This window comes from Brevibacillus schisleri (assembly GCF_055685845.1).
Genome location: NZ_JBVNDM010000001.1, coordinates 1553952 through 1566148 on the forward strand (window position 1 = coordinate 1553952; position 12197 = coordinate 1566148).

At 47.5% G+C, this 12197-nt stretch carries 9 protein-coding genes; 6 read left to right on the forward strand and 3 right to left on the reverse strand.

The window, feature by feature from the left end; all coding sequences use genetic code 11:
- Positions 1–165: 165 nt before the first annotated feature.
- Positions 166–1023 (reverse strand): amidohydrolase family protein, encoded by an 858-nt coding sequence (locus ACUUHJ_RS07895; protein ID WP_289676763.1) that lies wholly within the window; start codon positions 1021–1023, stop codon positions 166–168.
- A 14-nt stretch (positions 1024–1037) separates the two neighbouring features.
- Positions 1038–4133 carry a GNAT family N-acetyltransferase gene (locus tag ACUUHJ_RS07900; protein WP_472298611.1) on the reverse strand — a complete coding sequence of 1032 codons (3096 nt, stop codon included), beginning with the start codon at positions 4131–4133 and terminating at the stop codon, positions 1038–1040.
- Positions 4134–4269: 136 nt separating this feature from the next.
- Between ACUUHJ_RS07900 and ACUUHJ_RS07905 the strand changes: the two genes are divergently transcribed.
- The gene (locus tag ACUUHJ_RS07905) at positions 4270–4989 is read left to right on the forward strand and encodes a metallophosphoesterase (protein ID WP_472298612.1); all 720 of its coding nucleotides are present in this window, start codon (positions 4270–4272) and stop codon (positions 4987–4989) included.
- A gap of 69 nt (positions 4990–5058) precedes the next feature.
- Here ACUUHJ_RS07905 and ACUUHJ_RS07910 read toward each other — a convergent pair whose 3' ends face one another.
- Complete coding sequence (locus tag ACUUHJ_RS07910; protein WP_472298613.1) at positions 5059–6309, reverse strand: GDSL-type esterase/lipase family protein; 1251 nt, start codon at positions 6307–6309, stop codon at positions 5059–5061.
- A 193-nt stretch (positions 6310–6502) separates the two neighbouring features.
- Here ACUUHJ_RS07910 and ACUUHJ_RS07915 point away from each other — a divergent pair, with 193 nt between their 5' ends.
- The 5 genes from ACUUHJ_RS07915 (at position 6503) to ACUUHJ_RS07935 (ending at position 12157) form a co-directional block, all read left to right on the forward strand.
- The gene (locus tag ACUUHJ_RS07915; RefSeq protein WP_472301156.1) at positions 6503–7036 is read left to right on the forward strand and encodes a 3'-5' exonuclease; all 534 of its coding nucleotides are present in this window, start codon (positions 6503–6505) and stop codon (positions 7034–7036) included.
- Positions 7037–7144: 108 nt separating this feature from the next.
- Complete coding sequence (locus ACUUHJ_RS07920) at positions 7145–8341, forward strand: DUF418 domain-containing protein (RefSeq protein WP_472298614.1); 1197 nt, start codon at positions 7145–7147, stop codon at positions 8339–8341.
- Between the two features lie 164 nt (positions 8342–8505).
- Complete coding sequence (locus ACUUHJ_RS07925; protein WP_472298615.1) at positions 8506–9978, forward strand: S-layer homology domain-containing protein; 1473 nt, start codon at positions 8506–8508, stop codon at positions 9976–9978.
- A 230-nt stretch (positions 9979–10208) separates the two neighbouring features.
- Positions 10209–11591, forward strand: a complete 1383-nt coding sequence (locus tag ACUUHJ_RS07930) for a TraB/GumN family protein (RefSeq protein ID WP_472298616.1) — start codon at positions 10209–10211, stop codon at positions 11589–11591.
- Between the two features lie 164 nt (positions 11592–11755).
- On the forward strand, positions 11756–12157 hold the full coding sequence (locus ACUUHJ_RS07935) for a DoxX family protein (RefSeq protein WP_472298617.1): 402 nt from the start codon (positions 11756–11758) through the stop codon (positions 12155–12157).
- The last annotated feature ends 40 nt before the right edge of the window (positions 12158–12197 follow it).

The window sequence follows — 12197 nt, forward strand, 5'->3', positions numbered from 1 at the left end:
GGTCATGGTTGTCCGAACCTGACGATGTATAAGTAAACTCGCATATATGTATCATAATACGGAAACTGTCGTTTTTTGTCGTAAATAGAAGAAGTTTTCTTGAACAAATGAAAAATCCCATGTTTCTTCGAGAGGAAGAGACATGGGATTTAGGATTTGTATCGTCTACTCAACTAACGGCTTGATTTTGGGAAACACCTTCAATGCTGTCTTGTAAAACACATCCTCGTGATATTCCGCTGGGATCAGGTCCTGTACAAACTGGATATACGACTTCACTGGTGCCAAAGGCCAGTCTGTTCCGAACAAAAACTTGTCGAAATGATCACAGTAAGTGATCGCGTGGCGCAGATGGGAGAAGAAGAGAGGAGATTCCGCGAGTCGCTTGCAATTGGCTGCGTCACCGACCATTAAGCCGGAGAGATCTGCAAACATATTGCGGTTTTTATAAACAACCTCTGCCCCATCGAGTACCCACGGGTCGCCAAAATGGGCCATCATGAAGTTGACGTCTCGATGTTTCACTGCCACCTCGTCCAGGGTGAGAGGGTGGGAATATTTTAAGAGCCCACGCTCCGAGTACGTATCGCCAGTGTGAAAGACGACAGGCACCTGGTATTTGGCAGCGAGTGCATAGACGGGATCGTAGACGCTATCATAGGCGTAGAAGGGATAGTAGCCCAAATAGATTTTCAACCCGACGACGTTGGTTTTTTGCAAATCAGCTTCCAAGCGTGCCACTGCTGCTTCATCCAGCTTGAACGGGTTGATTCCCAGACAGTAGACGAACTGTGGCGGCAACTCGTCTGACAGGTCTAGTCCCATGGGAGTGAGTGCTTCCACATCGGGAAAGCCGTCTGGCTGAGTCTCTGTCAAGCCCATGCCTATCCCAAGAACCACGCCATTTTCGGCATATTCTTGCAAGAGACCAGCGACAGAGTAATCGACAAACGATTTTTCAGCTGCCGTCCGCTTGAATTCCTCGATATGGGATAAATGCATATGCGCATCAATGATTTTCATTGTGAAGCCCTCCCTTATTTGGCAAAGCGAATCGCCCGTAAGTCAGATAAGGCATTCGATGGAAGCGTGTTGTCGGCAAACAGGAAAAAGACTGGCGGAGTAAAGGTAGTACTGTTGTTTGGCAGATTCAGTTCGCGTATGACAGAAGCTACGGCCACTTCTTTGTTTGCGTATACTTGGAGGTCCGCAGTATCGAGGTCAGTAACGATATGCATCTGATCCTTGCTGTTAGCTCGCCCGAGGACATAATCGGAGACTTCAAGGACATCCAATTCACCTTGTGCCAGCGTGTAATTGAGCTCCTCGCCGTTTGTACCGACCGTTTTCAGCCATACCGCCTCGTCCACGGTTCCTGTCTGCAAAAAGATGTCAGTGGCCAATTCTTTGCCAGCAAAGTACGTTCCGGTATTCTGCTCAATCTCTACGGCATGACAGAGGACAGGTACTCCTGGCAGCAGCAAGTAATACTGGTGGCAAGTCAACCCGCGATACTTCTCCTGCTTTTTCACATGGTAGCTCACCTTGATTCCCTGCCACGCATTTTGCTTGTTGTCGACTAGCTCGACAAACGAAGCAGTACGCTCTTCCTTAACCAATGAAAACGCACTTAACTCCTCCATATAGTTGCCGATTCCACCTGTCCATGGATTCCACCAAGATTTCGGCTTCCGTTCAGGGAAGGCGCTGTCCAGCCACTCCTGCCCATTGCTTGTAAGCGAGTAGAGTGTCGGAGCAAAATCTGGAGCAGCTTTGATCCGCAATCGTCCATTGTCGGCGATATAGACCTGCTGTCCTTCTTCCACTGTTTGCTCCTGGATGACCTTACCTTGACCGATTGGGAAAATGGCGCTCTGCAAATGCGACACATGCGTAGCAAAACGTCCCTCTACTTGCACGAGGTCATATGGTTTTTCCGGTGTCTTGAAGGAGAAGCCAGATTCCGTCTCTTCCTCATCTTCTGTAAAACTCTGCGTTTGTCCGGAGGCTGACTCACTCATAAGAGATGCCATCAGTTCACCTTCCAAGTACTGCTGCTTGTACTCTTTCACCTGTACAGCCACGTCTGTGCTTGAGACAAACGGATTTTGCCCATTCGCACTCAACTCCAGGTGAGAGGTCAAGATCAGGTCTGCTGGCATAGGTTCCTTACGGGCAAAGGCGCGGAATTCTTTCCAGTCGGCATAGCCACCATGCGAGAAGTGGACTGGGCCGAACGATTTTTTTTCATGTGGGGCAAGCATGCCGAGATTGGTTTCCAGTGTGACGTACCAGCCTTGAATATCGAAACGGTATTCAGGAGGCCAGCACATTCCCCATGGGGCTGTTTCATCTTGTGTAAACAGCCAGTTTTCACTGACTAACTCAGCATCCCAATAATCCATATCGCTACCATAGGAGGAGGGTGTTTCAACATAACGACCTTGGTACGGCACAATGGGGCGAAGAAAACTGTGATGAAAGCCTTGGTTAAGCCAAAGCTCAGCAGCCAGCTTGTCAGCCGAGTGGTTTTCTATCTCCAATCCGTGTTCTACAGTGCCATCTCCGAACAGGAGCGTTTTGCTAACTAACGCTATTTGCGGGTAGGCACTGGAGAGATACGTCGCATGGATTCCGATCGCTCCCTTTTCAGCGATAAACACAACTTTCTCGGCACGCTTCTTCGAGAACTCGCTGGAAAACGGTTTGCCGAGCTTGGGATAGTAGAGAGTGGTTGGGTCCCCGCCTGTCCCGGCGACAACGGTCATCTCATTATCTTCTTTGTTCAAGTAGAGCGAATGGCGGCCATGGTGAACTTGCCAAGCCTGTTCCGTTTCTCCCGACACCATCGCACCTAGCCCGGTAAAGGCAGCTCCGATTTTTTTGACAAAAGAAACCGCTCTGCCATCTGCGAGCTTTGTCTCCACCTGTACGTTGGCTTCGTAAAAGCCGTGTTCATACAGGTCAGCGTTAAGTGGAAGCGACATGCGCTCTTTGCCGGACAGTTTCAGTATGTGAAGGTGCTCTTGTAAGCTGAAAAATGAGCAAGCGGGCAGATTGAATGAAAATTCCGCTTCTTCCGCAAAGTTGTTTTCCACGTCCAAATAAAACAGTTTTGTCTGTCCCGGATAGGAGAGGCCAGGTACATGCAAGGAAAGGGTAGCAGGAAACTTGGGAAGGATTCCTACCTCAAAGAGAGCTGCCTTACCGTTGATCAGCAGGTGGGTGCAGACACGCGGATGGGTGCGCCAGATGCTTTGCTCTTCTGTGATTGGATCGACAAAAAAGGTTGCGGACAGCGTGGTTTCCCCTGTCACAGCCAGCTCGTGCTGATAATCAAAGCGGATCGTGTCGCTCGGTTGCCCGTTTAACGAAATTTGTAACGGCTTGCCTGATTTGTTGATGATTCGGTAGTGAATCTGATACTCCCGTCCAAAGACCAGCTCCAGCTTTTCCACTTCGGCGGACACGAGATAATCTTCTGTCTCGATGAGGCGCATGCCTCGACCGCGCCGCTCAAACTCCACGCGCAAGCTCTGTTCTCCTTTTGCCCAGGAGTAGGTGAAGTAATCAAAGCCGTTTTCCTTGCGTCCATCCGGCTCAACGACGATCTCCCGCGTGGAGTCCTGATACCAGTCAAGCTCTTCAAAATAATGGGCGATTGCTTCGGTACGGAGCACAGAAGGAATCATGTTCATCAGATGGGTGGCGTCGTCCCGGTCTTCCCAGAAAAAGCCGAACTTTTTATACAACGGAACAGCCTTCGTGTTTCCTGCCCATGTATACAGATCAAGTCTCGGCCAGCCGAGCTCAATCGTTTTTTCCAGTGCACATGAGAGTAGCATCCGGCCGACCTTTTTTCCGTGATAGTCGGGACGTACATTGAGCAACGGGATGTAGAGGGCGCCGGTATCTTCCCGATATTCGGCCAGGCTGCAATAACCAACGACCGTTTCACCTTCCATTGCGAGATAGACAGTGATAGCGTCAGATGCTGCTTCTTCTTGTCTGATTTGTTCGGCTGTCGTAATCGAATTTCCGCCTCCCCAGCTATCTCGGCTGGCATTCCACATATCTGCGACCGCTGCGGCCAGCTCAGGGCGGTAGGTGACAATTGAGATTGATGCTTCCATGCTTGTTAACACCTCGATTACATTGTTAAATGATGTATCTTATAAGAGTTGTACGTATGATCGACAAAATTGTTGCTAGTTTTCGGAAAAAGAATCTGAATATGGGATAATAAGAGTAAGCGGGAAGGAGATAGCTATGAAACGGAAATTTATTATTGGTGATATCCATGGATATTTTCATGTACGTAAGCAGCTACTGGAAAAAGTAAATTATAGGCCTATACAGGACCAAGTTATTTTTATTGGAGATTATATAAGTCGAGGACCTGAATCCCTAAAAGTTGTTTCAGAGATAAAAAGAATGGTGGAGGAAGAAGATGCAATTGCGTTAATGGGGAATCATGAATATTCTTTGATTGAATTTTTAGACTCTCGGAACCCTTCCTTTGATTTATTTTTTCTACATCAAATGGGTGGTATGAATGCAATAGAAAGCTTTCTTCAAGGTGTGAATGATTTAGTTTTTAACGATATAGAGCTTGTTAAAAGAACACTCAAAGTAGAGCGTAAAGAAGAAATTGATTTTATCAATCATTTGCCCTATTACTTTGAAGATGAGGGACATATTTTTGTACACGAAGGAGTTTCTCCAGGGAATTGGCGAGAAACAACACCTGCTGATTTTGTCTGGATAGGTGAGGATTTTATCGAAAGTCCAACAGGCATTGATAAAGTTGTGGTATTTGGACATACCCCAACTTCGAGAATAAAATCGAATCCAGAACCTAATCAAATTTGGTATTCAACAGAAGGGGATAAAATAGGGATAGATGGCGGGTGTGGCTATTCTGGAGGACAACTAAATGCTCTGGAAATCAATACGGATGGATACAGGAACCACTTTGTCAAATGTTAAAATACACAGCCCCTACCCTAGTTAAAAGGTGGGGGCTGTTCGACGCTTTCCAACGAAACGACCATTTCCTTACTTTACAATTCCCTTCAAGAAGTCCAGGAGCAGCGGATAGAAATGGGGTTTGAAGTGAACGCCGTTGTCTGCGTATTGGATTTTGTTGGCTGTGAAGAGGGGGGACAGGTCCACGTAATCGACTTTGACTTCATCGGCCAGCTGTTCAAGCGCTTGATTGAAGTCCGTAATGTTCGCATACTGCGGCACTTGCTTCAAGGTTTCCTCGGCGACTGGCGGGATCGACAGGATGTGGAGCTTGGCCTTCGGTACCTTGTTTCTGATGCTGTCGATCAGCTGGCGGTAGCGCTCGACGAATTCCTGCTTGTCCGACAATGTAATGTCATTGCTGCCCAGCAAAATGAATACATGCTCCGGTGTCCGGCTGGCGAGTTTCTCGACATTCATGAGGGCGAGAGAGAGCGTCGCGCCGCTCGGGGCGATGACATTCGCCGAATCCACTTTGTTCAGATAGGACAACGCCCCCAAGATGGAATCCCCCAGGAAAACACTGTGCTTGAAAGCTGCTTTGTAGGCTTCGTTCGTATCGATGAGCGCCGGACCGCGCGATTGATTGGTCAGATCCGTCCGCTCCTTCAAATAATTCAGCAGGATTGGGTAGAATGCGTTCGTGAAATGAGAGCCGTCTTCATCGTATTGAATCTTGTGCTGCCGGAAAATGGGGGCAAGGTCAATGTAGTCGATTCCCTTCTCCTTGGCCATCTTCTGCAAGGCTGCGTTGAATGTTTCAATCTGCGGGTTCATGGACGAGCCGAACGGCGATGCGGTATCTACCGGCGTAATCGACAGCATGTAGACGCGAGTCGCCGGAAGGAGTTCCCTTATACGATCGACCAGCCGCGTGTATTTCTGTACGAATGTCTTCTCCGCTTCCTCTAGCAGTTCCCCAAGATCGTTCTGTCCCATTGACAGGAATACATAGGACGGCTTGCGGCTCGTGATCTCTTCGACGTTGTCCAGCGTAGATTGGACCGTTCCGCCCAATCCCCCCATAACGTTCGCTTCAGGTAGTAGGTCATCGTTCGTTAGTCCTCCGATAATGGAGTCGCCTACGAACAAGCTGCCGCCGAACAATTCCTGAAAGCTACCTGCAGGCGCCTGTGTCGTAGTGCGCTGAGTCTGCCCCTTGTCGTCGGACGCACCACAGGCGACGAGAGCCGATAGTATCGCCACTGACAGAAAAATACTTACCCATCGTTGTACCATTTTCATTCTCAATTTCTCCTTCTTGCAAGATAGCCAAATCATAGAAGAGAGAAATCAATATCGGGTGCAGATGAGATCAATATTGGGTGCAGACGAGGGGCAGGAGGCATTGGTTTGCTTCAAGTTGGACAAGGTGCAATTGCCGGCGGTAGTAGCTTTTAGGGAAAAAATTGGTATACTTGCAGAGAAACCATACAAGGTTTATGATGAAATGTTTTATGTGGGAGGAATGACTATGAATTACATCATCTTTGACCTGGAAGCTACGTGCTGGGAAAACGACAGGACGAAACAAAATGAAATCATAGAAATTGGAGCGGTAAAGCTGAATGAGCACCTTGCCGTAATCGGTGAGTTTCAAACTTTTATCAAGCCAAAGCTAAACCCTATTCTCTCAGACTTTTGCAAAAAATTAACATCCATTTCTCAAAAAGAGGTGGATCAAGCGCCGAGCTTTGGTGAAGCAATCAGCCACTTTCAAAACTGGATAGGCAGTGAGTATCACCTTTGTTCATGGGGCTTCTACGATAAAAAGCAATTGAAAATGGATTGTGAATTACACAATGTGTCGTCAAGCTGGATTCGTCACCATATCAGCATCAAGCACCAACACGGCAAAATGATTGGAGCCGAGCGCGGTGTCGGGATGGGGAAGGCATTGCAAATGTTAAATATCCCTCTCGAAGGTACGCATCATCGTGGAATGGATGATGCCAGAAACATCGCTAAAATATTCGTCGAAATATTTGATCGGTTGAAGTTCTCCTGATCGTCTATCATACGCAAGTTGCGATAAATGTAAAAGTAAGGTAACGGTAAGGTGCGATTTAGAAGCCATTAAGCTTAGCTCGTTACAATTAGGCTTGAGGTGATTGTCATGGAGCTAAAGCAGAACCGCGTTCGCATCATCGATGGCTTGCGGGGATTTAGTTTAGTAGGGATTTTGATGGCGAATATGCTGATTTTCCAGTATGGGATTTGGGGAAGCCAAGAAATGGATTTGTACGCCCTCCCCAATTATGAAATGACAGCTTATCAGCTTGTGAAAATATTTGTGGAAGGCAGCTTTATGCCGATTTTTGCCTTCATGTTTGGTTTTGGCATGATCAAAATGCAGCAAAGCTTGGCTACCAAAGGCTTGAGACAAAAACGCTACCTTACCCGCAGGTTTTTGATGCTGATCGGACTTGGTTTCCTTCATTCGTACTTCCTGTGGGAAGGAGATATCTTGGGGTTTTATGGCATGATGGGCTTCTTTTTGTTGCTGTTTATGAACCGGAAACCGAAAACTCTACTCATTTGGGGGATTGTCTTACTCTGCCTTGTCAGTTTAATGGGGCTTGCTCCAGATGATCCGAATGATCCTGCGAGTATTACCGATTCTGCCCGTATGGAAGCCTATGTGGTCAAAACCATGACCGTCTACGGCACGGGAACGTACGAGGAGATCGTGCATCACAGAAGCAACGAAGATCCGCTTGATTTGCCAGAATACATGATGTTTGTTTTGCTATTGATCGCGCCGCTTATGAGCGCACCCATGTTTCTTTTTGGGATGCATGCTGCGAAGCGCAGGTGGTTCGAAAAGCCAGAGCAAGAACGAACCTCGTATCTCCGAAACATGCTGATCTTCTTGCCAGCGGGACTTCTGTTAAAAGCGCTACATGTGTATCTGCCAGGAGCTTGGTGGAGTGGCGTCGGTGATATAACGGGGGAAAACATCCTTGCCATCGGTTACATTTTCGCCTTTGTTTGGTTCTTTTCCAGAGGCACGGAATCAACTTGGCTGCCAAGATTTGAAGCTGTGGGGAAACTCTCTTTAACCAATTATCTTTTGCAAACCGTCATTTGTACGACGATCTTCTATGGATATGGACTCGGATGGTTCGGAAAGATCGGGATATTGGCTGGTTGTGGATTAGCGATCGTGATTTATGTGGCACAGCTTTTCTTAAGCCCACTGTATCTAAAACGATTCCGTTATGGTCCAGTGGAACGACTATTGCGTATGTGGACAAATTTTTCGTTCTCCGGCAAGACAAAGCAACGCCGGGAAAAACCTGTTTCTGCTTAGCATCAGAAAATAAAAACCAAGCAGCTGTGATATTGGCTACTTGGTTTTTTGTTTGTTTTTTGGCCTCTAAAAATATGAATCCTCTTATCGGTCTCCATCATACAATGTAAATGGTTGGAAAAAAGATGATCAGATAGGTCATCGGAAAGAACGGAGGATGGGAATTGGGACGTTTTCACAGAGCCGTAACGAGTCTTGTTTTCTTTAGCCTCTTTTGCTTGATCTTCCAAGCATCGATATTCGTGCCTGTAAGCCAAGCAGCAAGTGCAGAGGAAACACCTGCCGCGGTAGAATCCACTGTAGATCTTCGTCACTTACAAGGAAAAGTCAATGAAATTAACGCCGAGAACTTAATCCAGGAAAAATATACGCCAGACAGTTGGAGCAAGCTTGTGTATGCGTTGGATGCTGCAAAAGCGGTACTGACGAAGCCAAACGTCACCCAAGCAGAAATTGATGGTGCCTTGTCCGTGTTAGTCATAGCAAGAGACGGGCTAAAGAAGCAGGAGGGTACAGTCGACAAGAGTAAACTGCAAACGAAAGTAGAGGAAATTGCAGTAGAAAAGCTGCAAGAAAAAGATTACACAAGGGCCAGCTGGAAAGAGCTACAGAATCGACTAGGGAATGCTTACTTTGTGCTAGATGATCCGCATGCGAGCCAGATTGTCGTAGATGTTGCCCTTGAGAAACTGATCAAAGCAAGACAAGATTTGAAGAGACAGGATGACGCGGTCTATAAAAGAGAATTGAGAGCCAAAGTCGAAGAGATCGAGGACAAAGACTTGGATAAAGACGACTACACCAGATCAAGTTGGCGTGATTTGGAAGATGCACTCAAACAAGCATGGGATGTCATCGGCGATCCACATGCCACGCAGTCGGAGGTAGACGATGCTCTGTACGATTTGAAGAAAGCGTGGAGAGATCTAGAGGATGACAAACATCGGGACAGAGACCGGGATCGGGACAAAGGCCGTAAAAAAGGTTCCTATACCACGCCGACAAACAGCTTTTTTACGGGAGGCAGCTCTACAGATAAGAAAGAGGAACGCCCGTCAACCAATAAGAAAAGTAAGAGCCAACGTGGCTATATCAACGGCTATCCAAACGGAACGTTTCAACCGGATCGCACGGTGACACGTGCGGAGATGGCGGCCATTTTACTGAACGCTGGAATGGTGAGCCAGTCTTCTGTGAATAAGGGAAGGTTCTTCGATGTAGCCGACAACTACTGGGCAGTAAATCCGATTCATCAAGCAAGTGCGGCGGGTATGATGAGCGGCTACCCCGATGGCACATTCCGCCCATCGGCCAACATTACCCGGGCGGAAATAGCCGCGGTCATCTATAAATACAAGGCCTTGCAAGGTGGAGGAGGGGGCACTGCCTTCTTTGATGTGAGGGGAGATCACTGGTCATCTCCAATTATTGCAGCGGTTGTTGCGAAAGGCTACATGACAGGTTACCCCGATGGCACCTTCCAGCCAGAGAAAGCGCTGACTCGTGCCGAAGCCGTAACGATTCTCAATCGCGTGCTGAATCGCGTGCCAGAGAACCAAGCTGGTCCGCAAAGATGGCCGGATGTCGCACCTGGTCATTGGGCGTATAAAGAAATTGAAGAAGCATCCATTCAGTAACGATTTCGAAAAAGGACTCACCCTTCTGTAAAATAGGGGGTGAGTTTTTTTATGGTAATGAACATGATCCTGACGATCAGAGTCGCTGCTTTTTATGTATAGTGAAAAAGGCCCTGTTTTCTATTCTTTTCTATCATTCGGTTATCTCTTCCAGAAGATTGTGGTATAATCTACCACTAAGATGGAATGGCATAAAATCATTCAGCTTAGAATCGAGAGGAGAAAGTTTCATGAAATTAAACAAACGCTGGAGCAAACTGACTCGTTGGGCAGGTACAGGTGCACTCAGTTTGGCGCTTTTGCTAGGGTATGTGCTTCCGGTTCACGGGCAAACTCCCGTAGCTCCCGTAATCAGCCCTTGGTCGGTGACCACGTTGAACGAAGGGGAGAAATACGGAATTTTTCCACTGGCGTGGTATGAAGATGGTTCATTTCAGCAATCGATTCCTGCTGACAAATTTATTTCGTTGATGGAAGGAACGACGAAAAAGCTGGATCTTCTGGGATTGAAGAAAAAGAACGCTTCCTTATCCTTTCCGACTGATAAGGTCATTACGAGAGAAGCAGTCATTACTTCATTGTACAAACTCCTGGCGAACTACGAATTGCCAGCAGCATTCGAAATGACCGGGGATAACCCGATTGACTATATGAAGAAAAAAGGCTTGGTCAAAGGGACAAGCACAGGTCTGGAGCTGAACCAGCCAAGCACGGTTGAACAAGCGACAGTGATGGCGAGTCGACTGGTCGAGTTCGCATTCGATACGGTGGGCGGCGGTGCCGAAGGTCTCATGTGGAAAGTGACTAATGGCAAAAATACCATGTACTTGCTCGGTTCGATTCACATGGGGATCGCAGATATGTACCCGATGCAAAAAGACATCCGGGAAGCGTATGAAGAGTCGGATGAACTGTGGGTCGAAGCCGATATTATCAACGGTGACAATGACTATTTAACACAAAAGATGGTATACACAGATGGCACCACACTGAAGGATCACGTATCCGCTGAGACGTACCAAAAGGTGCAAAAATTGCTTGCAAAGCTGCAACTGCCAGCCAATTCTTTTGATGCCTACAAGCCATTTGCTATTGCGTTGTCTGTGCCAACGCTCGGCTACGCAGACGGTGAAACGGATCTTCAGTTCGCGATGCTGACTGGCATCGACAGGTACTTCCTGACGAAGGCGATGCTGGATGAGAAGCCGATTAAGGAGCTGGAAGGCATTAAGCTGCAAGCAGACTTGCTGTCAGGTGTACCGGCTGAGCAGCAGGAGAAAGAATTGAACATTATTTTAGATAGTGCGATGACCGAAAAAGGGCTGGAGGAAGGCACAAAGCTCTTAAAAGATATGCAGACGGAATGGGTAGAAGGCGATCTCAATGGCTTTACCCAGATCATGACGACGAAAGGCGATTTTGGTGAAGGCGAAGTGAACCAGCGCCTGCTCGGTGAGCGAGACAAAAACATGGCTATTAAACTAGCAGAAGTGTTGGAGAAAAAAGGAGAAACGACTTCTTTTGTCGTGGTCGGTGCTGCCCACTTCTCCATGAAAGGCATGGTTATCGATCATTTGAAAGCCAAGGGCTATCACGTGCAACAATTGCAATAAGAGCTGGAATAGGAAGTGTCGGCGCGCAGGCTGGCACTTCTTTTTGTTGCTCCCAAAAAACAGGTTACCGAGTGAACATTCCCCAAAAGAGCAATTCAGAAGAAATCTCTCCGCATAGAATGTGCTACGATCTGCTTAGGAAAAAAATGAAAGGTGGGACCCCCATGCGGAGTCAAATTTCGAAAACACGTCTGTGGATTGCACGGATTATGAGTGGACTTGTTATTCTTTTTATGTTTTTTGACGGTGTATTTAAACTCATCCAGCCTGCTCCTGTCGTAGAGGGAACCCTCGTACTCGGCTATGCGCAGCATCACATTGGTGTGATTGGAATTCTCGCCCTTGTATCAACGGTGTTGTATGCGATACCCCGGACAGCAGTTTTGGGTGCGCTTCTGTTGACTGGATTTTTCGGTGGGGTTATTGCGACCCAGATCCGTGTCGATGCGCCGCTTTTTACGCATACACTGTTTGCTGTCTACCTCGCGATTTTAATGTGGGGCGGATTGGGGCTGCGGGATGAGCGGGTGCGAAAGCTGCTTTTCGCTGCCAAAGAAGAAAAATGATAGCTACGAATAACCGTTGAAACTGCCAATCGTTGACAGA

Excerpts from the sequence above, each read along its gene's own strand:
- ACUUHJ_RS07895 (WP_289676763.1), bottom strand. The coding sequence starts at position 1,023 with ATGAAAATCATTGATGCGCATATGCATTTATCCCATATCGAGGAATTC.
- ACUUHJ_RS07900 (WP_472298611.1), bottom strand. The coding sequence starts at position 4,133 with ATGGAAGCATCAATCTCAATTGTCACCTACCGCCCTGAGCTGGCCGCA.
- ACUUHJ_RS07905 (WP_472298612.1), top strand. The coding sequence starts at position 4,270 with ATGAAACGGAAATTTATTATTGGTGATATCCATGGATATTTTCATGTA.
- ACUUHJ_RS07910 (WP_472298613.1), bottom strand. The coding sequence starts at position 6,309 with ATGATTTGGCTATCTTGCAAGAAGGAGAAATTGAGAATGAAAATGGTA.
- ACUUHJ_RS07915 (WP_472301156.1), top strand. The coding sequence starts at position 6,503 with ATGAATTACATCATCTTTGACCTGGAAGCTACGTGCTGGGAAAACGAC.
- ACUUHJ_RS07920 (WP_472298614.1), top strand. The coding sequence starts at position 7,145 with ATGGAGCTAAAGCAGAACCGCGTTCGCATCATCGATGGCTTGCGGGGA.
- ACUUHJ_RS07930 (WP_472298616.1), top strand. The coding sequence starts at position 10,209 with ATGAAATTAAACAAACGCTGGAGCAAACTGACTCGTTGGGCAGGTACA.
- ACUUHJ_RS07935 (WP_472298617.1), top strand. The coding sequence starts at position 11,756 with ATGCGGAGTCAAATTTCGAAAACACGTCTGTGGATTGCACGGATTATG.